The following is a 25,764-nucleotide window of genomic DNA, read 5'->3' as shown; positions in this document are numbered from 1 at the left end:
ATGCAATTTTTAGCCTTCGGCATGGCGAATTGAGGAGTATATGCGCTATTGGGGAAAAGTAATTGGTCTGCTGTTGGGATTGTTATCCGGAGCAGGCTTTTGGGGACTGCTGTTAGGGCTGGTGCTGGGTCACTTAGTCGATAAAATCCGTGAGACACAGGGAAAAGCCTGGTTTTCTAACAATCAGACCCGGCAATCGATTTTTTTCCGCACCACGTTTCAGGTGATGGGGCATCTTACCAAGTCCAAGGGCCGGGTAACCGAAGCGGATATCCAGATCGCCTCCCAGCAGATGGATCGCATGCAGCTACACGGCACGGCGCGCGCCCAGGCGCAGCAGGCGTTTCGTGAAGGCAAGCAGAGCGATTATCCGCTGCGCAATAAGCTGCGTGAGTTACGCAGCGCCTGTTTTGGACGCTTTGATCTGATCAGGATGTTTTTAGAGATTCAGATTCAGGCCGCGTTTGCCGATGGTTCACTGCATCCTAACGAGCGTCAGGTGCTGTATGTGATCGCGGAAGAGTTAGGTATTTCGCGCACGCAGTTCGATCAGTTTCTGCGCATGATGGAAGGCGGCCAGCAGTTTGGCGGCGGATATCATTCGTGGGGCGGCAGCGGGCAGGGCGGGCAAGGTTATGGCGCGCAGCAGGGACCCACGCTGGAGGCGGCCTGTAAAGTGTTAGGCGTGAAACCCACTGATGATTATATGACCATTAAGCGCGCCTGGCGTAAGCTGATGGCGGAACATCATCCCGATAAGCTGGTAGCGAAAGGGCTGCCGCCGGAGATGATGGAGATGGCGAAGCAGAAGGCGCAGGAGATTCAGGCTGCGTGGGATCTGATTCGCAAGGAACGAAATTTTAAATAGCTGCGCAGGCGGGCGCTAGTCAGCGGTAGGTTCGTGCTGATTGCGGGGCTCGGCGCTCGTCTACGGCTTGGTTCGTGCTGGTCGCGGGAGGGCCGGGGCCATCGGCGGCACGGCATGCACCCATCCCTGGGGCCTCCGCCCGCACCATCCCTGGCGCGGGAGGTCCGCCTCACGGCCCCGGCCCTCCCACTCCCTTGAGCCCGCGCTTGCGATACTTAACCTTTGTAAACCACATCGTGCCAACCCAACGGCAAACAGATATCACGATGATCAAATCAGCGGCAGAGAACCCGCAAGCTCAGGGAAGCGGTAAACAGGATTCACGATAGTTAAATCAGTAGCGGGCAGGCGACGCGGAAATATGAGAAGCGGCAGACGGGGCCGGAGTAAAGCCTCCGCGTCAGGGATGACGCGGCGGAGGCCCCAGGGATGGGTTAACGACGTCTTTACGGAGCGCCCCGTCAGCCGCTGACGTCGGCGCGCGCATCCAGACTGCATCAAACCGCCGCTGACGCATCAAAAATCGGCGGGCTGGCGAAACGTCATCTTATTGCCAAATGCGGGATGCGTAATCGTCAGCCACTCCGCATGCAGCTGTAGGCGAGGCGCCATTGCCAGCGCCGCCTCATGCGCATAAAAACGATCGCCTAAAATCGGATGCCCTAACGCCTGCATATGCACGCGGAGCTGATGCGAACGTCCGGTGATCGGCTTCAGCTGAATACGGGCGCTATTATCTGCCGCCCGCTCCAGCACCTGATACTCCGTTTGCGCCGACTTACCGGTTTCAAAACAGACTTTTTGCATTGGACGATTTGGCCAGTCGCAAATCAGTGGCAAATCCACCAGACCTTCGTCTTTCTGCGGATGCCCCCAGATTCGGGCAACATAGCTCTTCTCTGGCTCGCGCTCGCGAAACTGACGCTTCAGCTCACGCTCTGCAGCTTTATTCAGCGCTACAACCAGCACCCCGCTGGTTGCCATATCCAGACGATGCACCGATTCAGCCTGCGGAAAATCACGCTGAATGCGCGTCATCACGCTATCCTTATGCTCCTCAAGACGCCCAGGGACAGACAATAACCCGCTCGGCTTATTAACCACCATAATGTGATCGTCCTGATACAGAATATGCAGCCAGGGTTCCAGCGGCGGGTTATAGAGTTCCATAGCCTGTGCGTTCTCCGGTTAGCTTACTGATGAGAAACCACGATCAGACGCAGCGCATCCAGACGCCAGCCGGCATCGTTCAGGCTGGCCAGCACCTCGCTACGATTGCTCTCCAGCGCGGCGATCTCATCTTCACGGATATTTGGGTTAACCGCTTTCAGCGCCTGCAAACGCTCCAGCTCGGCGCTCAGCTTCTCATCGGCTTCAACACGCGCGGCGTCAATCAGCTTACGCGCCGCTTCCGCTGCCTGCGGCTCTGCCAGCTGAAGAATAGCATGCACATCCTGCTGCACCGCATTCACCAGCTTACTGCCGTTATGACGATTCACCGCGTTCAGCTGGCGGTTAAAGCTCTCAAACTCCACCTTATCGGCCAGATTGGTGCCTTTACGATCCACCAACAGACGCATCGGCGTCGGCGGCAGGAAACGCGTCAGCTGCAGATGCTTTGGCGCCTGTGCTTCAACCACATAAATCAGCTCCATCAGCAGCGTGCCGACCGGCAGCGCCTTGTTCTTTAACAGCGACAGGGCGCAGCTGCCGGTATCGCCGGACAGAATCAGATCGAGACCGTTACGGATGATCGGATGCTCCCAGGTCACATACTGTGCGTCTTCACGCGACAGCGCCTGTGCACGATCGAAAGTTATGGTACAGCCTTCTTCCGGCAGACCCGGGAAATCAGGCACCAGCATATGATCGGAAGGCGTCAGCACAATCAGATTATCGCTGCGATCTTCCTGATTAATGCCGACAATATCGAACAGATTAAGCGCGAAATTCACCAGCTCAATATGATTATCCTGCTGACTAATCTCATCGGCCAGCGCCTCGGCCTTCGCGCCGCCGTTAGAATTCAGCTCCAGCAGGCGGTCACGGCCCTGCTCCAGCTGAGAGCGCAGCGTGTCATGCTGCTTGCGGCAGGCATGAATAAACTCATCCAGACCTTCGCTATTCTCCGGCGCGGCCAGATATCCGATCAATTGATCGTGCACGCTATCGTATACGGTGCGACCGGTCGGGCAGGTGTGTTCAAAGGCATTTAAGCCTTCGTGATACCAGCGCACCAGCACCGACTGTGCGGTCTTCTCCAGATAAGGCACCATGATTTCAATATCACGCGCCTGGCCGATACGATCAAGACGCCCAATGCGCTGCTCAAGCAAGTCGGGGTTAAACGGCAAATCGAACATTACCAGCCGATTTGCGAACTGGAAATTACGACCTTCTGAACCAATCTCAGAGCAGAGCAGCACCTGTGCGCCATCCTCTTCCGAGGCGAACCAGGCAGCGGCGCGATCGCGATCGATCAGCGAAAGACCTTCATGGAATACCGCAGCGCGAATACCTTCGCGTTCGCGTAGCACCTGCTCCAGCTGTAGGGCGGTCGCCGCCTTGGCACAAATCACCAGAACCTTCTCATCACGGTTGCTGGTCAGATAGCCCATCAGCCATTCAACGCGCGGATCGAAGTTCCACCAGGTGCCGCTGTCGCCTTCGAACTCCTGATAAATCTGCTCCGGATAAAGCATATCGTGCGCGCGCTCTTCGGCTGACTTGCGCGCCGCCATAATGCCCGAAACCTTAATAGCCGTCTGATACTGCGTCGGCAGCGGCAAACGGATCTGATGCAGCACGCGCTGCGGGAAACCTTTTACCCCGTTACGGGTGTTGCGGAACAGCACGCGGCTGGTGCCGTGGCGATCCATCAGCATACGAATCAGCTCTTCGCGCGCAGCCTGCTTGCCTTCACCCTTGCCGTTTGCGGTTTGCAGTAGCGGCTCAATATCCTGCTCGCCGATAAGCTCGCTCAGCGCATTCATCTCATCGTTGCCGATCGCCTTGTCTTCCAGCAGCATGGCAACCGCATCGGCCACCGGACGATAATTTTGCTGCTCAGCGACAAACTGCTCGAAATCGTGGAAACGATCGGGATCCAGCAGACGCAAACGGGCAAAGTGGCTCTCCATGCCCAGCTGCTCGGGCGTTGCCGTTAACAGCAGCACGCCAGGTATCTGCTCCGCCAGCTGCTCAATCACCTGATATTCGCGGCTCGGCTCGCCTTCGCTCCAGGCCAGATGATGCGCTTCATCCACCACCAGCAGATCCCATTCGGCATCCGCCAGCAGCTCCAGACGCTGCTTATTACGGCGCACAAAATCCAGCGAACAGATAACTAACTGCTCGGTATCGAACGGGTTGTCGCTGTCGTGCTGCGCTTCGGCATAGCGCGCATCGTCAAACAGCGAAAAGCGCAGGTTAAAGCGGCGCAGCATCTCCACCAGCCACTGATGCTGCAGCGTCTCCGGCACCACAATCAGCACGCGATCGGCGCGACCAGCCAGCAGCTGTTGATGAATAATCATCCCCGCTTCGATGGTTTTACCCAGGCCAACCTCATCCGCCAGCAGTACGCGCGGCGCATGGCGACGGCCCACATCGTGAGCGATATGCAGCTGATGCGGGATCAGATTGGTGCGCATGCCGCGCAGGCCGCTGATCGGCAAACGATACTGCTCGCTCTGATAGCGACGCGCGCGAAAACGCAGCGCAAAACGATCCATACGGTCAAGCTGACCGGCGAACAGACGATCCTGCGGCTTGCTGAATACCAGCTTGCTGTCGAGCAGCACTTCGCGCAGCTCTACGGATTCCTGAGTATCCAGACGGGTACCGATATAGGTTACCAGGCCATTATCATTGCGCACTTCGGCCACTTCCAGCTGCCAGCCGTCATGACTGGTCACGGTATCGCCGGGATTGAAGATCACACGGGTAATGGGAGAATCATTTCGGGCATAGAGACGGTTTTCACCGGTAGCAGGGAAAAGCAGGGTAACCATACGGGTATCCAGTGCAACCACAGTTCCCAGTCCCAGCTCGCTTTCCGTGTCGCTGATCCAGCGTTGACCAAGTGTAAAAGGCATAGATATTTAGCTCGATTCTCGTAATAACAGATGTCATGCTCCCGCTCGGACAATAGCGTTGCGGCCAGGCAATAGGGTGTCTGGCTGATGCTCAGGAGCGGTGAAGTTCAGGAAGGGCGCTATGGTACTGGAAGGTAATGGATTCGTCACCTGTCAAAAAAGCCCCAACTGCCCGGTAATCAGTGTAGCAAAGTCATCCTGCACAAAGGGTAATATCCCGTCAGCCACCGGCTGTAGCTGCTTAAGTAAATAGTGATCGTAGTCCAGCGTCGACGTTCGCGCCTCCAGTGGTTCCGGGCCGGAAGTGGTGATTACGTAGCGGATAGAACCGCCTTTTTGATACTGCAGCGGACGGCCCAGCTTCTGATTATGCTCATCCGCCAGACGCGCGGCGCGCACGTGCGGCGGCACATTGCGCTCATACTCATGCAGAGGGCGACGCAGCCGCTTTTTATAGACCAGCTGCTCATCCAGCTTGCCGTCCAGCAGCTGCTGGACCGTAGTGCGAATATAGTCCTGCCAGGGCTGCCCGCGAAAAATACGTCCGTACAGCTCCTGCTGGAACAGCTGCGCCAGCGGTGTCCAGTCGGTACGTACCGTTTCCAGCCCTTTAAATACCATCCGTTCCCGATCGCCTTCACGAATCAAACCGGCATAGCGCTTTTTACTTCCCTGTTCCGCGCCACGAATGGTCGGCATCAGAAAACGAACAAAGTGCGTTTCATATTCCAGCTCCAGCGCGCTGTCCAGCTGGTATTCCGCCTGTAAATGGACGCGCCACCACTGATTAACATGGTTCACCAGCTCCCGGCCAATGGCATCAGCGCTGGCGCTGTCATGAGGCGATTTCAGCCAGACAAAGGTGGAATCGGTATCGCCATAAATTACCTCGTAACCCTGTGCTTCTATTAGCTGGCGCGTCTGCTGCATAATTTCATGCCCGCGCAGGGTAATGGAAGAGGCCAGACGCGGATCGAAAAAACGACAGGCACTGGTGCCCAGTACGCCATAAAAGGCGTTCATAATAATCTTTAAGGCCTGCGATAAAGGCTTATTGCCCTGACGCTTCGCCTCTTCCCGCCCCTGCCAGATCTGATTAACCATCGCAGGCAGGCAGTGATTATGTCGCGAGAAGCGTGCGTGACGAAAGCCGGGCACCGAGGCATCATCCTGCGGATGCGCCAGCCCTTCAATCAGTCCAACCGGATCGATCAAAAAAGTACGGATAATTGAGGGATAGAGGCTTTTATAATCCAGCACCAGCACTGAATCATACAGGCCGGGACGCGAATTCATGACATAGCCGCCGGGGCTGGCTTCCGGCGCAATCTCGCCGGGATTCGGCGCGACAAAGCCGGCTCGATGCATACGCGGGAAATAGAGCTGGCTGAAGGCGGCCACCGATCCGCCGTGGCGATCCGCCGCCAGACCGTTGACGCTGGCGCGCTCCAGCAAAAAGGGCATCAGCTCGGTTTTCTCAAAAATGCGGGTAACCAGCTCGCAGTCTTTCAGGTTATAGCGCGCCAGCGCGGGTTTATCGTTGGCGAAACGCTGATTGATCTCTTCCATGCGCTGCCACGGATTGTTGATCGCTTTGCCTTCGCCCAGCAGCTGTTGCGCCACCGACTCCAGGCTAAACGAGTCAAAATTCCAGAAAGCAGACTTTAATGCTTCGATGCCGTCGATAATCAGGCGGCCCGCCGCCTGGGCAAAAAACACGCCCGGCTTAAAGCCGTGCTCGCGCCACTCCAGCGGCTGCTGATTGCGGCCCAGACGCAGCGGAATGCCGTAGCGGTCAGCGTGCTTTTGCAGCACGCGCAGATCAAACTGCACGACGTTCCAGCCAATCAACACATCAGGATCCTGCCTGGCGAACCAGGCGTTCAACTTTTCCAGCAGCTGCGGGCGGCTGGCGACATAGTGCAGTTCGAAATCGATCTGGCTGGCATCGCCGTTTTCCGGCCCTAACATCCAGACAATGCGCTGGCCGCAGCCTTCAACGCCAATACAGTAGAGTTCGCCGTGCTGGGTGGTTTCTATATCGAGCGAGGCCCACTTCAGCGGCGGACGGTAGTCGGGGTGCGGTTTAAGGCGGGCATTGATGAGATCGTTGCCTGCGGACTCCCCGCTAAACCAGACCGGTGCAGTAATAAAGCGCTCCATAAGGAAACGCTCCGGCGGGCGCACATCTGCTTCATAGAGTGGAATGTTGTTTTCGCGCAGCAGCTTTTCCAGCCGCTGTAGCTGACGATACTGCGAGCAGTAGAGCCCCAGCACCGGGCGCTGGCGAAAGTCTTTCAGCGCGAGCGGCGTAAGCCGCCAGTGGCGTTCATCGGCCAGCAACCGCTGCGCCTGCTGCTGATATTCGGCGGGCAAAAAGGCAACGGATTCCTGCGGCGGTAATACAACACGCTGCGGCCCCTGGTCAGTGGCCAGCCAAAGCACGATTTCGGTGCCGTTGGGCGTATCGCGCCAGTGGCGCGTCAGCAAAAAGCCTGCGCGGATGTTGCTCACCAGAAGCCCTCTTATCTGAAACAAAGGGCAGTATAACATGGTTATTTATCCAGTGCCTGAGGCGCGTTGATTATGGACAGGGAGCCTCAGCGAAAAATGAATGACAGGGCGGCTGCGGATATGCGATATGGCGACCTGACGGCTGACTAGCTGCAAAAACGCTACCGTCTTACCGATGTATCAGAGAAAGTTAACCCTTACACCGGCGTACGGCTTACTCCGTTCAATTTACCGCAGTCGCACTTTTATCGCCCCACGCCGTTAACAACGCGGGAAGCTGTTCGCATAAAGCCTGCACGCAGCTGTTGTTTGATGAAATGCGCAGCCTGAGCTGGCCTTTCTCCATCTATAGCCCTTATCGCCAGCTGTTAATAAGATGATTGACCATATGATATGCCGCCACCGAATAACTGTATCGAAAAGGACCGGTTAATGTATATCACCCTGACGCGTAATGGCGAGGTCAGCTACTGGCTGAACGATACCCGCTATATACAAAAAGCGAATGGCGAGCTGGTTGAAGTTGGATTTAACTAAATCAGAAACGCAGAGCCGCCAGCCTGCCATCATTCCGACCAGCGCGCTTTTCTGTGGCAGGGCAGAGCGCTACGCTTCTTTGACAGCGGTAAAGTCGTTGTCAATTCCTGTCAATATCCCCATACAAATCCCTACTTGACGCTATCTTATCCGCTCAGGACAATCCAGCCGAAGATGACTCAGAGGACGCTTATGGAAGCCTGGCTGGAACACCTGATTACTCAATCGCTTGAATGGGCGCTATTTGCCGTAGCGCTGGTAACCTTTCTGGAATCGCTGGCGCTGGTTGGCCTGCTGCTGCCAGGCACGGTCATGATGGCTAGCCTGGGCGCGTTAGTGGGCAGCGGCCAGTTGGGGCTTTATCCCGCCTGGGCAGCAGGGCTGGTGGGCTGCCTGCTGGCTGACTGGATCTCCTATGGTATTGGCTGGAAATTTCAGGGGCCACTGCATCGCTGGAGCTATCTGAAAAAGCATCAAAAAATGCTGGAACGAACCGAGCATGCACTGCATCAGCACAGCATGTTCACCATTCTGGTGGGGCGCTTTGTTGGGCCAACGCGGCCGCTTATTCCGATGGCTGCAGGGATGCTGGAGTTGCCGGCGCGTAAGTTTCTGCTGCCGAGCATCATTGGCAGTATTTTATGGCCGCCGCTTTATCTGTTGCCGGGCATTCTGGCCGGAGTGGCGATCGATGTACCGAAGGATACGCAGAGCGGCGGTTTTATCTGGCTGCTGCTGGCGGTGGCACTGCTGCTTTGGCTGGGGGCATGGCTATGCTGGCGCTGGTGGCGCGCCGACAAACAGCGTGACTGGGCGACGCGCTGGCTGCCGGTGGAGCGGCTGCGCTGGCTGGCGCCGCTGGGCTTTATACTTGGTGTGGGCAGCCTGACGGCACTCCAGTTTCATCCGATGATGCCGGTTTTTCGCCAGCTATTATGGAAGGTGTTCGTAGGGTAAGGGGCGTTACCTCAGCCATAACCCATGGTGAAACGGGCATAATAACCCGTTTCGCCTGCCGCCTCGCACTGGAGGCGATAATGCTTATCTACTCTTTACGCAGGTAGTGAATGCCCAGCACTTCCGCCGCCTCAGTTTCTCCGCGCAGCAGGGTATGGGTTGCGCCATCCCAGTAAATCCGCCCGTCAACCACCAGCACGCTGCGTGCAGCAATCTGTGCGGCATCTTCCAGGCTATGTGACACCATCAGCAAGGTAAGTTTGCGTTCACGGCACACTTCATCCACCAGCGCCAGCATCTCTTTACGCAGCGCGGGATCGAGCGCGGAAAATGGCTCATCCAGCAGCAGCAGCGGTTTTTCCCGCACCAGACAGCGCGCCAGTGCGGCCCGCTGGCGCTGCCCGCCGGAAAGTGCGCCTGGCAGACGATCCAGACAGGCTTCCAGTCCTACCCGCTGTGCGATGTTGTCTATTTGCTGGTGTTGCGCCGCATTCAGCTTTAATCCCGGATGCAGCCCAAGCCCAATATTCTGCGCCACGGTCAGATGCGCGAATAAGTTATTGTCCTGAAAAAGCATCGATACGGGGCGCTGGGCGGGAGCGCTATACGTATGATCCGCGCCGTTGAGTACGATAGTGCCACTGTGCGGCGACAGAAAACCGGCTACCAGACTGAGCAGGGTACTTTTACCGGCGCCGCTGGGGCCCAGCACTGCAACGCGTTCGCCCGGCTGCAGCGACAGCGTAAAACGCATCGGCAAATGGTGATACATCCAGGTGAGATTAGTCAGCGTTAGCATGGCGTCCCGGTAGCTTTTCAATAAGAGTGAACAGAATAAAGCAGAGCAACAGCAGCAGCAGCGCTGTCACCGCGCCATCGGCGCTGCGATAGGCGCCAATCTGCTGATAAAGATAGAAGGGCAACGTACGAAAATCGGCGTTGCCAAACAGCGCGACAACGCCAAAATCGCCAATGGAAAGCACGCAGGCAAAGGCCAGCGCCTGAGTCAGCGGCCGCTTCAACGCCTTCAGCTCAATCATCCGCACCCGTTGCCAGCCCCGAATATCCAGTGACAAACAGAGACGCTGATAGCGTTCGGTAATGTCATACATGGGATTTTCCAGCACTTTCATCGCGTACGGGATCGCCATCAGCGCATTGGTAAAGATCACGATGCCATCTGCCTGCTGCGGCAGCCCGACGCTGCTGTTAAGCAGCAAGAAGAAGCCGGTCGCCAGTACAATGCCTGGCATTGCGAGGATCAACATGCCGCTCATCTCCAGTGCCTGCCCGGCCAGCAGGCGCTGACGCTGACGCAGCTCACGGCTGCTCCACAGCAGCAGCATGGTTAACAGCACGGCAATCAGACCGGCGGCCAGTGCAATTCGCAGCGAAGTCCAGGTTGCCTGCCAGAGAGCCGGCTGGTGCAGCAGGCTGCTAAAGCCCTGAAGCGCGCCGTCAACAATCACCGCCAGCAGCGGCGGCAGCAGTAACAGTAGCGCCAGCGTAATGCACAGCGTATCCCGCAGCCGTGAGCCCAGGCTGCGATGGGCCGCGCGCCAGCCGTTCAGAGAAACATCGCCGCCAGGCAGTGCCTTACTCAGGCGCTGGCTTAGCATCACCAGCCCCAGACAGCAAACCATCTGCAACAGAGAGAGCAAGGCTGCCCGCGCAGGATCGTAGTCATAACTGAGCGCCTGAAAGATCGCCAGTTCGATGGTGGTCGCCTGCGGTCCGCCGCCCAGCGATAGCACGGTAGCGAAGCTGGCGAAACAGAGCATAAAAATCAGCGCCGCCGCCGGTAAAATCTGGCGGCGTAGCCAGGGCCACTCCACCAGGCGGAAGAAATTAAAGCCTTCGATCCCTAACTGAGCCGCCAGCTGACGCTGTTCGCCGGGAATATTTTCCAGCGCCTGCAACAGCAGACGTGTCGCCAGCGGCAGATTAAAGAACACATGCGCCAGCAAAATGCCCTGTAACCCATAGAGAGAGAAATCATACCTGACGCCGAATAGCGCACAGAGCTGCGCCAGCCAGCCTTCGCGTCCGTAAACGCTCAGCAAACCGAACACTGCCACCAGGACCGGCAGCACCAGCGTCATCGCACATAGCCGCAGCAGCAGCTGACGACCAGGGAAACGCCGCCGCCAGAGCGCCCGCGCCAGCGGAATCGCCGGAACCACTGACAAAAGTGCAGAAAGCAGCGCCTGCCAGAATGAAAACGCAACCACATGCCGCAGATAGCTATCCTGCAGCAGGCTGCGCCAGTCGCTCTCCGGCGCGTTAAACCACAGCGCGCCAAAGGCCAGCAGCGCCACGGTAACCAGCAGCGTGGCGGTTAGCAGGCCAGGCCACAGCCAGCCGGGGATCAGCGGCTGACGGCGCGTTGCCATGTATTAATCCATTCAGCGCGCTGCTGCGCAACCTGTTGAGGCGTAAACTCCAGCGCGGTTTTCGGCACCGTCAGCGTGTTGAAACCGTCGGGCAGGGCGGTTTTGGTTACCGGATACATCCAGTTGCCGGTGGGGATCGTCTGCTGGAACGGTTCACTGATTATAAATTGCATGAACTGCTGCGCCAGTTGCGGATGGCTGCTGTTTTTCAGCTGCGCCGCAACTTCAACCTGCAGGTAATGCCCTTCAGCAAAATTCGCCGCCGCATAGTGATCCTTTTTCTCGGCGATCAGGTGATAAGCCGGAGAGGTGGTGTAGCTCAGTACCAGGTCGCCTTCGCCTTTCAAAAACAGACCGTAGGCTTCGCTCCAGCCTTTGGTAACGGTAACGGTTTTCTTCGCCAGCTTCTGCCACGCCTGCGGGGCATCGTCACCGTACACTTTTTGCATCCACAGCAGCAGGCCGAGGCCCGGCGTGCTGGTACGCGGATCTTCATAGATCACCCGCCACGGTTGATCGCTCTCAACCAGCTCTTTCAGGCTTTGCGGCGGATTTTTCAGCTTGTTTTTATCGTATACAAAGGCGAAATAGCCGTAGTCATAGGGAATAAAAGTGCGGTTATGCCAGCCGTCCGGCAGCGTCAGGCTGGCAGTATCGACGTTGCCGGGCGTAAACAGACCGGACTGTTCCGCCGCCTGAATCAGGTTATTATCCAGCCCAAGCACCACATCAGCCTTGCTGTTTTTACCTTCCATACGCAGACGATTCAGCAGCGACACGCCATCTTCCAGTGCGACAAACTTCAGTTCGCAGCCGCATTGCGCTTCAAATGCTTTCTTTACCGCCGGGCCAGGGCCCCATTCAGCAGCGAAGGAGTCATAGGTATAAACGGTTAACGTGGGTCTGGCAGCCAAAACCGGGGCAGACAGCAACAGCAGAACGGGCAAAAATTTTTTCAACACGTTGCGCTCCTTGAGGAGGAAAAATAACAGGGCGCATGATCTGAGGGGATACCGCATCTCAAATCCCTACGCCGGTATTAACCGGATCAGGTTCGACGGGTTTCTCTCAGTGGAAAGTTTGTTGTTTTCCACACCCCGTTGAGAACGGCTGTTAGTGTAGTGTTTTCGGTGAGTTAACGAAAGCATCAGGTTTCCGGCGGCGCGAACCATGCAGACTTAAAATCAAACCAGCCCAGCGTATTCATCCGCACACCGCGCATACTGCGCTCACCTTCCAGCAGCAGCCAGTGATGAAACAACGGATGCAGGTGATGGTTATTTACCAGCGCCTGACACCATTCCGCCAGCGAAAGTTCCTGCCGACGCCAGCGTCCGGCATCAGCCTGCCAGTCAATATCGATGCAGTGATGTAACAGCGGCAGTTCATACAGCAGGGCAAAAACGGAAAACTTCAGCGGCAGGGTAAAGTTAACGCTGCCCAGCCAGAGATCGCTTTTCGCCGTGCCGTGATACCAGCTGGCGTAATCGATCTCCTGCGTAATCAGGCGGACCCCCTGCGCCGCCAGCAATGGCTCCAGCAGCCTGGCAATGCCCTGATGTTCAATATGATCGCTATACCAGGTCAGCGTCAGTTCAGTCAGCCCTTCCGGTTTGTCAAGCGTGTGCTGTTGCGGGCGATGATGCCAGCGCGGCAGCAATCCCCAGGCGGGAAACCAGTAGCGCTGATAACCGGCGCTTGCGTTGTTCAGCAGCGTTATGGTGTTTAGCAGGGTGCTGACCCAACGGCGTAACTGCCGATCGCGCCCTTTTTCCGAACGCTGATCGAACAGTAAAAAGTAGCAGCCTTCCTCAAGCCGGCTCTCTTCCGATTTCTCATCCTCATTGCCGCCCTGTAGTTTAACGCCTGCGTAAACCAGCTCTTCACTGATTTCAGGCAGTACCCAGATGTTGACCTCATCAATCAGGGCGCGATAGCCGAAATAGTCATCAAACGCCTGTATCTTAAGTTGCGACTGCTGGTTCTGCACCACTGAATAGGGGCCGGTACCGATCGGCTGGCGGCTATAGTTGGGCAGCTCTGGCCACTCTCTGGGCAGGATCATTGCGCTGGCGCTGCCTAACAGCCACGGCAGCCAGCGATCGGGCTGACTAAGGTGAATATCCAGCGTCCAGGCCGTAGGTGATTCAATCGCGCTTAAGTGGGAGAAGAGCGGCTGTGACGTCAGACGCTGCAGGCTAAGGATCACATCCGTCATATCCAGCTCGCGGCCATGATGAAACTGAATAGCGGGACGCAAATAAAAACGCCAGTGCTGTGGTGAAAGGCACTGCCAGTGGTGGGCAATATCCGGTTCCAGTTCCCCGTTTTCCTCATTTATGCGTAGCAGACTGCTGAAAATCTGCCGCGCCAGATGGGTTTCCGAACGACGCAGCGGCGAGCCGGGCAGCAGGTTAAGCAGCGGACGATAATAGGGAATGCGCAGAATATGTTTGCCCTGACGAAAGCTGCGTCCCAGGCGCGAGGTGATCATCTGTCGCGCCTGGTTTTTATCGCCAACCAACTGCACCAGCTGTTCAATGCGATCCTGCTCCAGCAGCTCTTCGGCGCGTTGCTGTCGAAGCGCCAGCCCGGTGGCGTAAAAATGCAGCTGTGAACGTTTGCCACGTCCTGCCTCTGGCTCCCAGCGCAGCCAGCCTTCAGCCTGCATCGCATTTAGCAGGTTACGCATATGGCGACGCGAGCAGTGCATCTGTTGCGCCAGTAGTTGCAGCGTGGTTTCCTGCGTCTGGCCGTTACAGCTCTGCCACAGACGAATAAAATGATGTTGCAGGCGTGATGAAGGCATAAAAGGGGAACTCTGTTAAAGGATTGGGTAGTTTTTCCGTTCCCTTATTATGGCGATAATAACGGCAGATAAAAGTGCGGGAGGCAGCCTTATTGGCTGGCGTACTTTTATCCTGGCGGGGCCTGTTCGATATTGTGGAACTCTCGCCCCGCTATTACATCTGAGTAGAGTGCAATTACACCGCCAGCAGGCATTGACGCTGCTGGCTTTTTTCGTTTTCCTGTGCTTTCTTCTACAACGATAACCGTAGCCATGCAGCTCGTGTGTCTGCCTGCGGCGTCTGTTTTGCAGGTGCTTACCATTCTTTTTCCAGGTACAGGAAACGTTATGAAATTTCTGCTGACGCGCCGCCGCCGTCTGAATCCGGTTTATCTCGCTTTTATGGCCGTCTCTTTTATGGTGGGTATTGCTGGTGCTCTGCAGGCGCCAACGCTGAGCCTGTTCCTGTCGCATGAGGTCGGCGTGCGGCCTTTTTGGGTAGGCCTGTTTTATACCGTTAACGCGGTAGCCGGGATTGTGGTCAGTTTACTGCTGGCGAAGCGCTCGGATAATCGGGGCGATCGCCGTAAGCTGATCCTGTTCTGTTGTTCGATGGCGTTGGTGAATGCCCTGCTGTTTGCCTTTAACCGTCATTACCTGACGCTGATTACCCTTGGCGTGCTGCTCTCTTCGCTGGCCAGCGTTTCCATGCCGCAAATTTTTGCCCTGGCGCGGGAATATGCCGACCGTTCGGCGCGTGAAGTGGTGATGTTTAGTTCGGTCATGCGTGCCCAGCTTTCGCTGGCATGGGTGATTGGGCCGCCGCTCTCTTTTGCGCTGGCGCTAAATTATGGCTTTACCACGATGTTTGTGGTGGCAGCGATCCTGTTTCTGATTTGTCTGACGCTGGTTGGCTTTGCGCTGCCGTCGGTGCCGCGCGTTGAGCAGTCGCCGGAAGTGCTGCTGACGCAGATCAGCGCCTGGCGCAATAAAGATGTACGGCTGCTGTTTATGGCATCCATGATGATGTGGACCTGCAACACCATGTATATCATTGATATGCCGCTCTATATTAGTACGGTGCTGGGGCTTCCCGAGCGGCTGGCTGGGCTGCTGATGGGCACCGCCGCCGGGCTGGAGATCCCGATTATGCTGTTAGCCGGACATTTCGTAAAACGTACCGGCAAGCGGCGTATTATGTTGATCGCCATCGCTTCCGGCGTGCTGTTTTATCTGGGACTGGTGCTGTTTCAGTCGCGCACTGCGCTGATGTTTTTGCAGGTTTTTAACGCGCTGTTTATCGGCATTATCGCCGGAATCGGCATGTTGTGGTTCCAGGATCTCATGCCGGGGCGACCAGGCGCAGCAACCACCTTATTCACTAACAGTATCTCAACCGGCACCATTCTTGCCGGTCTCTTACAGGGAACGCTGGCGGAGTCGTTTGGACACTATACGGTCTACTGGCTGGCACTGGGGCTGGCGCTAGGGTCTTTTGCGCTGGCGACGCGGGTGCGTAACGCATAGGGGGACAGAAAAGCAGGCCTGCCGACGCCAACCGCCGGAAGGCCTGTTACTGATTAACGCAGGAAAGCGGGCTGTTTCTGTTCGTAATCGGCGATAGCCGCATCATGCTGCAGCGTCAGACCAATACTGTCGAGACCGTTAATCATGCAGTGGCGACGAAAACTATCGATTTCAAAAGCGTAAGTTTTATCGCCGGCATTAACCGTCTGGCTGGTTAAATCCACTGTAAACTGAATGCCAGGCTGGGCCGCGACCAAACGGAACAGCTCATCTACTTCTTCTTCACTTAACCGTACCGGCAGCAGCTGATTATTAAAGCTGTTGCCATAAAAAATATCGGCGAAGCTGGGCGCGATCACCACCTGAAAACCAAAATCAGTTAATGCCCAGGGCGCATGTTCGCGTGATGAGCCGCAGCCAAAGTTTTCCCGTGCCAGTAAGATGCTCGCGCCGTGAAACTGCGGCTTATTCAGTACGAAGCTGGGGTTCGGCTGCGTGCCCGCGTCATCTTCAAAACGCCAGTCGTGAAACAGGTGCTGACCAAAGCCGGTACGGGTCACCTTTTGCAAAAACTGCTTGGGAATAATCGCATCGGTATCAACGTTAGCCGCATCCAGCGGGGCGACAATACCGGTATGTTGAGTAAATTTTTTCGCCACGATCGATTCCTCAGTTCAGTTCACGGATATCAGCAAAACGGCCAGCGATGGCGGCAGCGGCAGCCATTGCCGGGCTAACCAGATGCGTGCGTCCACCACGGCCCTGACGGCCTTCAAAGTTACGGTTGCTGGTGGAGGCGCAGCGCTCGCCGGGGTTCAGGCGATCGTTGTTCATCGCCAGGCACATAGAGCACCCCGGCAGACGCCATTCAAAACCCGCCTCAAGAAAAATTTTATCCAGTCCTTCTGCTTCCGCCTGCGCTTTTACCGGGCCTGAGCCTGGCACCACCATAGCAACCACGCCCGGTGCAACTTTACGCCCTTTAGCGATTTCTGCGGCGGCGCGTAAATCTTCAATGCGTGAATTGGTGCAGGAACCGATAAAGACTTTATCGATATTCACGTCGGTCAGCTTTATGCCAGGCTGCAGGTTCATATAGGCCAGCGCTTTTTCCGCCGAAGCGCGCTCTACCGGATCGGTGAAAGAGGCGGGGTCAGGGATCTGCTGATTAACCGCGATCACCTGCCCGGGGTTGGTGCCCCAGGTAACCTGCGGCGCTATTTCAGCGGCGTCCAGCGTGACTACGGCATCGAAATGCGCGTCGCTGTCCGACTTCAGGGTACGCCAGTAATTAACGGCCTGTTCCCACTGTTCACCCTGCGGTGCGAACTGACGGCCTTTCAGATAGTTAAAGGTGGTGTCATCGGGCGCAACCAGGCCCGCTTTCGCGCCCATCTCAATCGCCATATTGCATAATGTCATGCGTCCTTCCATGCTCAGCGCTTCGATCGCCGGACCGCAAAACTCTACAACGTGACCGGTACCGCCCGCGCTGCCGGTTTTGCCGATAATCGCCAGCACAATATCTTTCGCCGTAATGCCGGGCGCGGCCTGGCCGGTGACTTCAATCTTCATGGTTTTAGCACGGCCCTGCTTCAGCGTCTGCGTCGCCAGCACATGCTCTACCTCTGAAGTGCCGATGCCGAAGGCCAGCGAGCCGAAAGCACCGTGCGTCGCCGTATGGGAATCGCCGCAGACGATGGTCATGCCCGGCAGCGTCATCCCCTGTTCCGGGCCGATAACATGCACGATGCCCTGATAAGGATGGTTCAGGTCATACAGCTGGACGCCGAACTCGGCGCAGTTTTTCATCAGCTCCTGCATCTGAATACGCGCCATCTCGCCGGAGGCGTTGATGTCTTTGGTTTGCGTCGAGACGTTATGATCCATGGTCGCAAAGGTTTTTGACGGCTGGCGGACCTTGCGGCCATGGGCGCGCAGCCCGTCGAAGGCCTGCGGTGAGGTTACCTCATGCACCAGGTGACGATCGATATACAGCAGCGGCGTCTCGTTGGGCGCTTCATGCACGACATGGGCATCAAACAGCTTCTGGTATAATGTTTTGCTCATTTTTATACTTCCTCGGCGATAAAGCGGGCAATCATTGAGCCCATTTCGTCGGTGCTTACAGAGGGACCGTTACCGGCCAAATCGCTGGTGCGATAACCTTCTTCCAGTGCGCGGTTAATGGCGCTTTCAATGGCGTTAGCTGCCTCATCCGCATCCAGGCTATAGCGCAGCAGCAGTGCCAGCGACAGGATTTGCGCGATCGGGTTAGCAATGTTTTTACCGGCGATATCCGGAGCGGAGCCACCAGCGGGTTCGTAGAGACCAAATCCCTGCTCGTTCAGGCTGGCAGAGGGCAGCATACCCATCGAGCCGGTAATCATGGCGCACTCGTCAGACAAAATATCGCCAAACAGGTTAGAGCAGAGCAGCACATCAAACTGCGACGGATCTTTAATTAACTGCATGGTGGCGTTATCGATATACATATGGCCCAGCTCTACATCCGGGTAATCTTTCGCCACTTCGCTGACGATCTCACGCCACATAACCGAGGTTTGCAGCACATTTGCTTTATCAATGGAGGTCACTTTGCTGCGACGTTTACGCGCTGACTCAAAGGCGATACGGGCGATGCGTTCGATTTCAAAGCGGTGATAGACTTCAGTATCAAAGGCTTTTTCATGCATACCGCTGCCTTCGCGGCCTTTCGGCTGACCGAAATAGATGCCGCCGGTCAGTTCACGAACGCAGAGAATATCGAAGCCACGCGCGGCTATATCGCTGCGCAACGGGCAGAAAGCCTCCAGACCTTTATATAAGCTGGCGGGACGCAAGTTGCTGAACAGCTTGAAATGTTTACGCAGGGGCAGCAGCGCGCCGCGCTCCGGCTGTTGAGCCGGTGGCAGATGCTCCCACTTTGGCCCGCCGACCGAACCAAACAGGATCGCGTCCGCCTGTTCACAACCGGTCACCGTGGCGGCAGGCAGCGGTTCACCGTGACGATCGATGGCAATGCCCCCTACGTCATATTCACTGGTGGTAATGCGCATGCCAAAACGCTGACGAATCGCCGCCAGTACTTTTATCGCCTGAGCCATGACTTCAGGACCAATACCGTCGCCCGGTAATACTGCGATATGATGAGTTTGCGTCATGGTTATACCGTTTCCTTCTGTTCTTTAATCGATTTACGCTGCAGTTCCTGCTCCACCTGTTTGGCGCGCCAGATAGTATTTAATGCGTTAACCATCGCTTTAACGGAGGATTCAACAATATCGGTCGCCAGGCCCACGCCGTGGAATTTCCGCCCGTTGTAGTCAACCACGATATCAACCTGGCCCAGCGCATTCTCGCCGTGGCCTTTCGCGGTGAGCTGATATTTCACCAGTTCAGTATCAAAGGTGGTGATACGGTTAATCGCCTGGTAAACGGCATCTACCGGGCCGTTGCCGGTGGCGGCCTCTGACTGAATCTCATCGCCGCAGATCATATGCACCGAGGCGGTGGCAGTGATGGAGGAGCCTGACTGGACGTTGAAATCCTTCAGCTGGAAATATTCCGGCTCTTCGTTTCGTTTGTTAATAAAGGCCAGCGCTTCCAGGTCATAGTCAAATACCTGACCTTTTTTATCCGCCAGTTTCAGGAAGGCGTCATACAGCGAATCGAGGTTATAATCGCTTTCCTGATAACCCATCTCTTCCATGCGATGTTTTACTGCCGCGCGGCCGGAGCGTGATGTCAGGTTCAACTGAACCTGATTCAGACCAATCGACTCCGGCGTCATGATTTCGTAATTTTCACGATTTTTCAGCACCCCATCCTGATGGATACCAGAGGAGTGGGCGAAAGCATTGGAACCAATCACCGCTTTATTCGCCGGGATCGGCATATTACAGATCTGGCTGACGGTCTGGCTGGTGCGCCAGATTTCATGGTGATGAATATTGGTGTGAACGTTCATCATGGCGGCGCGGGTCTTTATTGCCATAATCACTTCTTCCAGCGCGCAGTTACCGGCGCGTTCACCCAACCCGTTCAGCGTCCCCTCAACCTGACGTGCGCCAGCCATAACTGCCGCTATGGAGTTGCCAACCGCCATGCCTAAATCGTCATGGGTATGCACTGATAAAATCGCTTTATCGATGTTGGGCACCCGCTCACGCAGCGAAGCGATAATATGCGCGTATTCGTGCGGCAGCGTATAGCCAACGGTATCCGGAATATTGATGGTAGTGGCACCAGCATCAATTGCTGCTTCCACGACGCGACACAGATCATCAATCGGCGTACGACCGCCATCTTCACAGGAGAATTCAACGTCGCTGGTGTAGTTACGCGCACGCTTTACCATATAGACCGCGCGCTCAATCACCTCTGGCAAGGTACTGCGTAACTTGGTGGCGATATGCATTGGCGAGGTGGCGATAAAGGTGTGAATACGGAAAGCCTCCGCCACGCGCAGCGCTTCATAAGCAGCATCGATATCTTTTTCCACGCAGCGTGCCAGCCCACAGACGCGGCTGTTTTTAATGGTGCGGGCAATGGTCTGCACGGACTCAAAGTCACCAGGAGATGAAACCGGAAAGCCGACTTCCATGATGTCTACGCCCATACGCTCCAGCGCCAGAGCAATCTGCAGTTTTTCTTTAACACTCAGACTGGCCTGCAAAGCCTGCTCGCCGTCGCGCAGAGTGGTATCGAAAATAATGACTTGTTGGCTCATCGTATTTTTCCTTTCAGTTGGCTTTTACCGGTTCGCCTGTGTCACGAGCATAAAAAAACCCGCGCATTGGCGCGGGTTTTTTCGTTTTGTTAGCCTGAATCAGTGATTGATTCCGCCCACACGACTACCGCGCAAGTGATATGCGTTTAGTAGTAGTCCAAGTAGGCGGAATGAACGAATCATTGAATCAGGCTCCATTAATTTCTGTGCTGTTTTTATTGGTACTTGATCGCGTGAGTGATGTCAACCCTGACGGTGGCCGTAAATTGTATAAAAAGGGTTGATGGAAAAGAGATAAATATCACAGCAGATGTTATCAACAGAATATATGATATTTGTTGATTTTTAATTTTTCTTAATACTTATAAATCAAATAGTTAAATATTTTTGGCCTGTGAAAGGTATTGATTGATAAGGCGTTGTTAAGGCCAAAGCAGAATTTTTTATACCGAAACGTCGGCACATTTGCCGGACAAAATAGCAAATCCATTGGGTATGGCAGAATATCTTACCAGCGATAATTCCCTGTTTTTTCTTTTACGGCTTCGGTTACGCTAAAAAAACTGATAATGATAAGTTTTTGCTATGAATAAACCGATACACAGCATAATGCGCTGATATTAAGCGGCAGATTCAGCGTTTTTTCTGTCAATCGGTCTGGTTAACAGCGAAATTAAGAAAACCACTGCGAACCTGCCGACAAGTTTAGGGTTTACCCAACAAGATTTCTGCGGTTATGTTAATTGTCAAAAGCCAAGATAAAAATCTGCAAGGGCTTTATTCCCCCTGTACCTGCCCCTGAAAATGCATTTCAGGGTTTGAGCATTAACACACTGTTTAACTCTGCGTAGAGCCATCGCCAGACGCTGGTGCATTGCGCGACGATGGTGGGTAACGGCCTGAATAGAAAGCAAACTGAAAGCCGGGAGGCAAAAATGGAGATGTTATCAGGAGCTGAGATGGTGGTCCGATCGTTAATCGATCAGGGCGTAAAGCATGTTTTTGGTTACCCCGGCGGGGCAGTGCTGGATATTTATGACGCGCTACAAACCGTAGGCGGTATTGACCATGTGCTGGTGCGTCATGAGCAGGGCGCAGTGCATATGGCCGACGGCTACGCGCGCGCAACGGGGGACGTCGGCGTGGTGCTGGTCACCTCTGGCCCCGGCGCAACCAACGCCATCACCGGCATCGCCACTGCCTATATGGATTCTATTCCGATGGTGGTGCTGTCCGGACAGGTTCCTTCTTCGCTTATCGGCTACGATGCGTTTCAGGAGTGCGATATGGTGGGCATTTCACGCCCTATCGTAAAGCACAGCTTTCTGGTGAAACAGACCGAAGAGATCCCGATCATCATCAAAAAAGCGTTCTGGCTGGCTGCCAGCGGCCGTCCTGGCCCGGTGGTGATCGATCTGCCGAAAGATATTCTTAACCCTGCCAGTAAGCTGCCGTATGTCTGGCCGGAAAGCGTCAGCATGCGTTCTTATAACCCGACCACTCAAGGGCACAAAGGGCAGATCAAACGCGCGGTTCAGGCATTGCTGGGGGCGAAAAGGCCGGTAATGTACGTGGGCGGCGGCGCCATTCTTTCCGGCTGTCACGAAGAGTTGCAAGCCCTGGGGGAAAAGCTCAATCTGCCGGTTACGAATTCATTAATGGGGCTGGGCGCATTTCCGGGCACGCATCGTCAAAATCTGGGGATGCTGGGAATGCACGGCACCTATGAAGCCAATATGACGATGCACAACGCCGATCTTATTTTTGCCGTTGGCGTACGTTTCGACGATCGCACCACCAATAATCTGACGAAATATTGTCCGGACGCCACCGTGCTGCATATTGATGTCGATCCGACGACAATTTCAAAAACCGTCGCGGCGGATATTCCGGTGGTCGGCGATGCGCGTCAGGTGCTGCAACAGATGCTGGAGCTGCTGCCGGAAGGCGATACGCGTCAGGATTTCGATAGCCTGCGCGACTGGTGGCAGAGCATCGAAGGCTGGCGCGCGCGTAAATGTCTGGAGTTTGATCGCAACAGCGACAAGATCAAGCCGCAGGCAGCGATCGAGACACTGTGGCGTTTGACTAAAGGCGAGGCGTATGTCACCTCCGATGTTGGTCAGCATCAGATGTTCGCTGCGCTCTACTATCCTTTTGAGCGGCCGCGCCGCTGGATTAACTCTGGCGGCCTTGGCACCATGGGCTTCGGCCTGCCTGCGGCGATCGGGGTTAAGCTGGCGCTGCCGCAGGAAACGGTGGTTTGCGTTACCGGTGATGGCAGTATCCAGATGAATATTCAGGAGCTTTCCACTGCGCTGCAGTACAACCTGCCGGTTCTGGTGCTGAACCTGAACAACCGCTATCTGGGCATGGTTAAGCAGTGGCAGGATATGATCTACTCTGGTCGTCACTCCCATTCTTATATGGAATCGCTGCCGGATTTCGTGCGGCTGGCAGAAGCCTACGGTCATGTAGGCATCTCGATTTCTCATCCGTCTGAACTGGAAGAAAAACTGGCGCTGGCGCTGGAAACGGTCGCGCAGGGGCGCCTGGTATTTGTGGATGTTAACGTGGACGGCAGCGAGCATGTTTATCCAATGCAGATCCGCGGTGGCAGTATGGACGAAATGTGGTTAAGCAAAACGGAGAGGACTTAATTATGCGTCGTATTTTATCGGTTCTGCTGGAAAATGAATCTGGCGCATTGTCCCGCGTGGTCGGTCTGTTTTCACAGCGTGGCTACAATATTGAAAGTTTGACGGTCGCGCCGACTGACGATCCTACTTTGTCACGCATGACGATTCAGACTGTTGGCGATGAAAAGGCGCTGGAGCAGATTGAAAAGCAACTGCACAAGCTGGTGGACGTGCTGCGCGTTACCGAGCTGGGGCAGGGCGCGCATATCGAGCGGGAAATTATGCTGGTGAAAATTCAGGCCAGCGGCTATGGGCGTGAAGAGGTAAAGCGTAGCGCGGAGATCTTCCGTGGGCAGATCGTTGACGTGACGCCAACGCTTTACACGGTTCAGCTGGCCGGTACCAGCGATAAACTGGATGCGTTTCTTAGTACGTTACGGGACGTAGCGGAAATTGTCGAAGTTGCGCGCTCTGGCGTGGTAGGCGTTTCACGTGGCGATCGTATTATGCGTTAATCATCCAAAGTGATAATCCATTCTGTTGCTAACCCGGCGTTCTGTCGGGTTTTTTTATTTTCTGATATGCCTCATTTTTGCCATTAAAAGCGGTTGCCCGCTGGCGCTTTCTGCGGTTAGATGTAAAAAAAACTTACCCTTAGCTATGCTGCGGCTATTGGCCTGCGCCATGGCATTACCGATGTGGAGTGATTGTGAAACTGGATGAAATAGCGCGTCTTGCCGGCGTGTCGCGTACCACCGCCAGCTATGTCATCAATGGCAAGGCCCGGCAGTATCGTGTCAGCGATAAAACCGTTGAGAAAGTGATGGCGGTCGTGCGCGAGCATAATTACCATCCAAACGCGGTAGCTGCCGGGCTGCGGGCGGGCAGAACGCGTTCAATCGGGCTGGTTATTCCCGATCTGGAGAATACCAGCTATACGCGTATTGCCAACTATCTGGAACGTCAGGCGCGTCAGCGCGGTTATCAGCTGCTTATCGCCTGTTCAGAAGACCAGCCGGATAATGAAATGCGCTGCATTGAACATCTGCTGCAGCGTCAGGTCGATGCCATCATTGTTTCCACCTCTCTGCCACCGGAGCATCCTTTCTACCAGCGCTGGGCGAATAATTCGCTGCCGATTATTGCGCTGGACCGTGCGCTGGATCGTGAACACTTTACCAGCGTGGTTGGTGCCGATCAGGAAGATGCGCAGGCGCTGGCAGCTGAATTGCGTCAGCTGCCGGTAAAAAACGTGCTTTATCTCGGCGCGCTACCTGAACTTTCAGTGAGTTTCCTGCGAGAAATGGGATTCCGCGAGGCCTGGCGCGATGATAAGCGTCCTATTGATTTCATCTATGCCAACAGTTTTGAGCGGGCAGCGGCTGCGGCGCTGTTTGAAAATTATCTGGAAGAGCATCCAATGCCTGAGGCGCTTTTTACCACCTCGTTTGGTCTGTTGCAGGGCGTAATGGATGTCACGCTGCAGCGAGAAGGGCGGCTACCAACCGATCTGGCTATCGCCACCTTTGGCGATCATGAATTGCTCGATTTCCTTGAGTGCCCGGTATTAGCAGTGGCGCAGCGTCATCGCGATGTTGCGGAGCGGGTACTGGAATTAGTATTGGCAAGTCTGGATGAACCGCGCAGGCCAAAACCAGGTTTAACCCGGATTAGGCGCAATCTGGTTCGACGCGGAAAATTAAGTCGTACGTAACATGAATAGTTAATTGTAAGGCAGCGCTGCTGCCTTTTTTACATATTTAAATATTTTTGCTTTTAAAATCGCCACTAATAAAAAAGAGGCTTATTTTAAAGCGATCTGAAGCCATATTAAGTAAATTAAAGTAAAGTGGCTGGGTGCTTTTTTCTTACCACCTCTCTTATTCTCTTTTCCTTCAGCAGGCCAACCGCCGCGCCAGACGTCGGGTGTGTCATGAAAGCTTTATCAGAATGTCCCTAAAATGTCGCCTGTGTCGCAAAGCGTACCCCTGTCTGACAGGCAATAAAAATTGTATTCTTTTTGCCCGTTTTTATTTCAGCTCTGATTTTTTTACCACTATTCATTAGTTTATTTTTTCAGATGTTTGCAAAGTCAGTTCATTCTTAACTTTTGATCATTTTATTCCTCAAGAAATAATTTCGCTTCGCCCATTGCGTGGCTTGACAATGATTTCCTCCGCTCCGTAAACTCCTTTCGTGGGAAATTGTGGAGTAAAGTGGCAAAAAAGGGTAACTGAGGGCATTTGCTGACATGTTTCGTGGCGCCACCTTAGTCAACCTCGATAGCAAAGGGCGGCTGGCTGTGCCTACGCGGTATCGCGAAACGCTGATTGAGGAGTCGGAAGGCCAAATGGTATGCACCATTGACCTCCATCAGCCTTGCCTGCTGCTTTATACCTTACCCCAATGGGAAATTATTGAACAAAAACTCTCTCGCTTATCCAGCATGAACCCTGCAGAGCGTCGTGTGCAGCGGTTGCTGTTAGGACATGCAAGCGAATGTCAGATGGATAGCGCGGGGCGCTTGTTGCTGGCCAGTACGCTGCGCCAGCACGCCAGTCTGACAAAAGAAGTGATGCTGGTTGGACAGTTTAATAAGTTTGAACTGTGGGATGAACAGACCTGGTATCAACAAGTCAGGGAAGATATTGACGCTGAGCAAGCTGCTCAGGAGCCGCTTTCAGAGCGGTTGCAGGATTTGTCGTTATAACT

Annotated in this window: 20 protein-coding genes, 1 pseudogene and 1 riboswitch; of the genes and pseudogenes, 9 read left to right on the top strand and 12 right to left on the bottom strand. The window is 55.0% G+C overall.

Annotated elements, in window-relative coordinates:
• The first annotated feature begins 40 nt into the window (after nt 1–40).
• Nucleotides 41–868 (top strand): co-chaperone DjlA, encoded by an 828-nt coding sequence (gene djlA / locus B1H58_RS03645; protein ID WP_085068031.1) that lies wholly within the window; start codon nt 41–43, stop codon nt 866–868.
• Nucleotides 869–1,384: 516 nt separating this feature from the next.
• Here djlA and rluA read toward each other — a convergent pair.
• From rluA to polB, 3 genes are all read right to left on the bottom strand, one after another.
• Nucleotides 1,385–2,038, bottom strand: a complete 654-nt coding sequence (rluA, locus tag B1H58_RS03640; protein ID WP_085068030.1) for a bifunctional tRNA pseudouridine(32) synthase/23S rRNA pseudouridine(746) synthase RluA — start codon at nt 2,036–2,038, stop codon at nt 1,385–1,387.
• Between the two features lie 23 nt (nt 2,039–2,061).
• Nucleotides 2,062–4,965: an RNA polymerase-associated protein RapA gene (gene rapA / locus B1H58_RS03635; protein WP_085068029.1), complete on the bottom strand. Its 2,904-nt coding sequence runs from the start codon at nt 4,963–4,965 to the stop codon at nt 2,062–2,064.
• A 153-nt stretch (nt 4,966–5,118) separates the two neighbouring features.
• On the bottom strand, nt 5,119–7,479 hold the full coding sequence (polB, locus tag B1H58_RS03630) for a DNA polymerase II (RefSeq protein ID WP_085068028.1): 2,361 nt from the start codon (nt 7,477–7,479) through the stop codon (nt 5,119–5,121).
• A gap of 239 nt (nt 7,480–7,718) precedes the next feature.
• Here polB and B1H58_RS21260 point away from each other — a divergent pair.
• The 3 genes and pseudogenes from B1H58_RS21260 to B1H58_RS03620 form a co-directional block, all read left to right on the top strand.
• A pseudogene (locus B1H58_RS21260) lies at nt 7,719–7,859 on the top strand (DUF3289 family protein); the annotation flags it as partial.
• A gap of 13 nt (nt 7,860–7,872) precedes the next feature.
• Nucleotides 7,873–8,016, top strand: a complete 144-nt coding sequence (locus tag B1H58_RS03625) for a DUF943 family protein (protein WP_085068027.1) — start codon at nt 7,873–7,875, stop codon at nt 8,014–8,016.
• A gap of 192 nt (nt 8,017–8,208) precedes the next feature.
• Nucleotides 8,209–8,973: a DedA family protein gene (locus B1H58_RS03620; protein WP_085068026.1), complete on the top strand. Its 765-nt coding sequence runs from the start codon at nt 8,209–8,211 to the stop codon at nt 8,971–8,973.
• Nucleotides 8,974–9,061: 88 nt separating this feature from the next.
• On the opposite strand, the gene thiQ is transcribed toward B1H58_RS03620, so the two are convergent.
• From thiQ to sgrR, 4 genes are all read right to left on the bottom strand, one after another.
• A complete protein-coding gene (gene thiQ / locus B1H58_RS03615; protein ID WP_085068025.1) occupies nt 9,062–9,772 on the bottom strand; it encodes a thiamine ABC transporter ATP-binding protein ThiQ in 711 nt (236 codons plus the stop codon).
• A complete protein-coding gene (thiP, locus tag B1H58_RS03610) occupies nt 9,756–11,366 on the bottom strand; it encodes a thiamine/thiamine pyrophosphate ABC transporter permease ThiP (RefSeq protein ID WP_085068024.1) in 1,611 nt (536 codons plus the stop codon). The genes thiQ and thiP overlap by 17 nt, the downstream gene beginning before the upstream one ends.
• Nucleotides 11,342–12,328 carry a thiamine ABC transporter substrate binding subunit gene (gene thiB / locus B1H58_RS03605; RefSeq protein ID WP_085068023.1) on the bottom strand — a complete coding sequence of 329 codons (987 nt, stop codon included), beginning with the start codon at nt 12,326–12,328 and terminating at the stop codon, nt 11,342–11,344. Before thiB ends, thiP begins: the two co-directional genes overlap by 25 nt.
• A gap of 45 nt (nt 12,329–12,373) precedes the next feature.
• Nucleotides 12,374–12,476, bottom strand: a riboswitch (TPP riboswitch).
• 37 nt (nt 12,477–12,513) lie between these two features.
• Nucleotides 12,514–14,175 (bottom strand): HTH-type transcriptional regulator SgrR, encoded by a 1,662-nt coding sequence (gene sgrR, locus B1H58_RS03600; RefSeq protein WP_085068022.1) that lies wholly within the window; start codon nt 14,173–14,175, stop codon nt 12,514–12,516.
• A gap of 327 nt (nt 14,176–14,502) precedes the next feature.
• Here sgrR and B1H58_RS03595 point away from each other — a divergent pair, with 327 nt between their 5' ends.
• Nucleotides 14,503–15,681: an MFS transporter gene (locus B1H58_RS03595; protein WP_085068021.1), complete on the top strand. Its 1,179-nt coding sequence runs from the start codon at nt 14,503–14,505 to the stop codon at nt 15,679–15,681.
• A gap of 53 nt (nt 15,682–15,734) precedes the next feature.
• Here B1H58_RS03595 and leuD read toward each other — a convergent pair whose 3' ends face one another.
• The 5 genes from leuD to leuL all read right to left on the bottom strand — a co-directional run bounded on the left by leuD (nt 15,735) and on the right by leuL (nt 20,596).
• Complete coding sequence (gene leuD, locus B1H58_RS03590; protein ID WP_085068020.1) at nt 15,735–16,340, bottom strand: 3-isopropylmalate dehydratase small subunit; 606 nt, start codon at nt 16,338–16,340, stop codon at nt 15,735–15,737.
• Nucleotides 16,341–16,350: 10 nt separating this feature from the next.
• Nucleotides 16,351–17,751, bottom strand: a complete 1,401-nt coding sequence (gene leuC / locus B1H58_RS03585) for a 3-isopropylmalate dehydratase large subunit (RefSeq protein WP_085068019.1) — start codon at nt 17,749–17,751, stop codon at nt 16,351–16,353.
• A 2-nt stretch (nt 17,752–17,753) separates the two neighbouring features.
• Complete coding sequence (gene leuB, locus B1H58_RS03580; protein WP_085068018.1) at nt 17,754–18,845, bottom strand: 3-isopropylmalate dehydrogenase; 1,092 nt, start codon at nt 18,843–18,845, stop codon at nt 17,754–17,756.
• 2 nt (nt 18,846–18,847) lie between these two features.
• Nucleotides 18,848–20,413 carry a 2-isopropylmalate synthase gene (gene leuA, locus B1H58_RS03575; protein ID WP_085068017.1) on the bottom strand — a complete coding sequence of 522 codons (1,566 nt, stop codon included), beginning with the start codon at nt 20,411–20,413 and terminating at the stop codon, nt 18,848–18,850.
• Between the two features lie 99 nt (nt 20,414–20,512).
• Entirely contained in the window at nt 20,513–20,596 is an 84-nt protein-coding gene (gene leuL / locus B1H58_RS21255; RefSeq protein WP_353738452.1) for a leu operon leader peptide, read from the bottom strand.
• 752 nt (nt 20,597–21,348) lie between these two features.
• Between leuL and ilvI the strand changes: the two genes are divergently transcribed.
• The 4 genes from ilvI (at nt 21,349) to mraZ (ending at nt 25,762) form a co-directional block, all read left to right on the top strand.
• Nucleotides 21,349–23,073 carry an acetolactate synthase 3 large subunit gene (gene ilvI / locus B1H58_RS03570; protein ID WP_085068016.1) on the top strand — a complete coding sequence of 575 codons (1,725 nt, stop codon included), beginning with the start codon at nt 21,349–21,351 and terminating at the stop codon, nt 23,071–23,073.
• A 2-nt stretch (nt 23,074–23,075) separates the two neighbouring features.
• On the top strand, nt 23,076–23,567 hold the full coding sequence (gene ilvN / locus B1H58_RS03565) for an acetolactate synthase small subunit (protein ID WP_085068015.1): 492 nt from the start codon (nt 23,076–23,078) through the stop codon (nt 23,565–23,567).
• Between the two features lie 194 nt (nt 23,568–23,761).
• Entirely contained in the window at nt 23,762–24,766 is a 1,005-nt protein-coding gene (gene cra, locus B1H58_RS03560; RefSeq protein WP_085068014.1) for a catabolite repressor/activator, read from the top strand.
• Nucleotides 24,767–25,303: 537 nt separating this feature from the next.
• A complete protein-coding gene (mraZ, locus tag B1H58_RS03555; RefSeq protein ID WP_085068013.1) occupies nt 25,304–25,762 on the top strand; it encodes a division/cell wall cluster transcriptional repressor MraZ in 459 nt (152 codons plus the stop codon).
• The last annotated feature ends 2 nt before the right edge of the window (nt 25,763–25,764 follow it).

Origin of the sequence: Pantoea alhagi, assembly GCF_002101395.1 — a bacterium.
Lineage (GTDB): Bacteria > Pseudomonadota > Gammaproteobacteria > Enterobacterales > Enterobacteriaceae > Mixta > Mixta alhagi.
Note: the sequence above shows the minus strand (reverse complement) of the source record. Positions and strands in the feature narration are given on the sequence as shown.

Excerpts from the sequence above, each read along its gene's own strand:
- djlA (WP_085068031.1), top strand. The coding sequence starts at position 41 with ATGCGCTATTGGGGAAAAGTAATTGGTCTGCTGTTGGGATTGTTATCC.
- rluA (WP_085068030.1), bottom strand. The coding sequence starts at position 2,038 with ATGGAACTCTATAACCCGCCGCTGGAACCCTGGCTGCATATTCTGTAT.
- rapA (WP_085068029.1), bottom strand. The coding sequence starts at position 4,965 with ATGCCTTTTACACTTGGTCAACGCTGGATCAGCGACACGGAAAGCGAG.
- B1H58_RS03625 (WP_085068027.1), top strand. The coding sequence starts at position 7,873 with ATGCCGCCACCGAATAACTGTATCGAAAAGGACCGGTTAATGTATATC.
- B1H58_RS03620 (WP_085068026.1), top strand. The coding sequence starts at position 8,209 with ATGGAAGCCTGGCTGGAACACCTGATTACTCAATCGCTTGAATGGGCG.
- thiQ (WP_085068025.1), bottom strand. The coding sequence starts at position 9,772 with ATGCTAACGCTGACTAATCTCACCTGGATGTATCACCATTTGCCGATG.
- thiP (WP_085068024.1), bottom strand. The coding sequence starts at position 11,366 with ATGGCAACGCGCCGTCAGCCGCTGATCCCCGGCTGGCTGTGGCCTGGC.
- sgrR (WP_085068022.1), bottom strand. The coding sequence starts at position 14,175 with ATGCCTTCATCACGCCTGCAACATCATTTTATTCGTCTGTGGCAGAGC.
- B1H58_RS03595 (WP_085068021.1), top strand. The coding sequence starts at position 14,503 with ATGAAATTTCTGCTGACGCGCCGCCGCCGTCTGAATCCGGTTTATCTC.
- leuC (WP_085068019.1), bottom strand. The coding sequence starts at position 17,751 with ATGAGCAAAACATTATACCAGAAGCTGTTTGATGCCCATGTCGTGCAT.
- leuB (WP_085068018.1), bottom strand. The coding sequence starts at position 18,845 with ATGACGCAAACTCATCATATCGCAGTATTACCGGGCGACGGTATTGGT.
- leuA (WP_085068017.1), bottom strand. The coding sequence starts at position 20,413 with ATGAGCCAACAAGTCATTATTTTCGATACCACTCTGCGCGACGGCGAG.
- leuL (WP_353738452.1), bottom strand. The coding sequence starts at position 20,596 with ATGATTCGTTCATTCCGCCTACTTGGACTACTACTAAACGCATATCAC.
- ilvI (WP_085068016.1), top strand. The coding sequence starts at position 21,349 with ATGGAGATGTTATCAGGAGCTGAGATGGTGGTCCGATCGTTAATCGAT.
- ilvN (WP_085068015.1), top strand. The coding sequence starts at position 23,076 with ATGCGTCGTATTTTATCGGTTCTGCTGGAAAATGAATCTGGCGCATTG.
- mraZ (WP_085068013.1), top strand. The coding sequence starts at position 25,304 with ATGTTTCGTGGCGCCACCTTAGTCAACCTCGATAGCAAAGGGCGGCTG.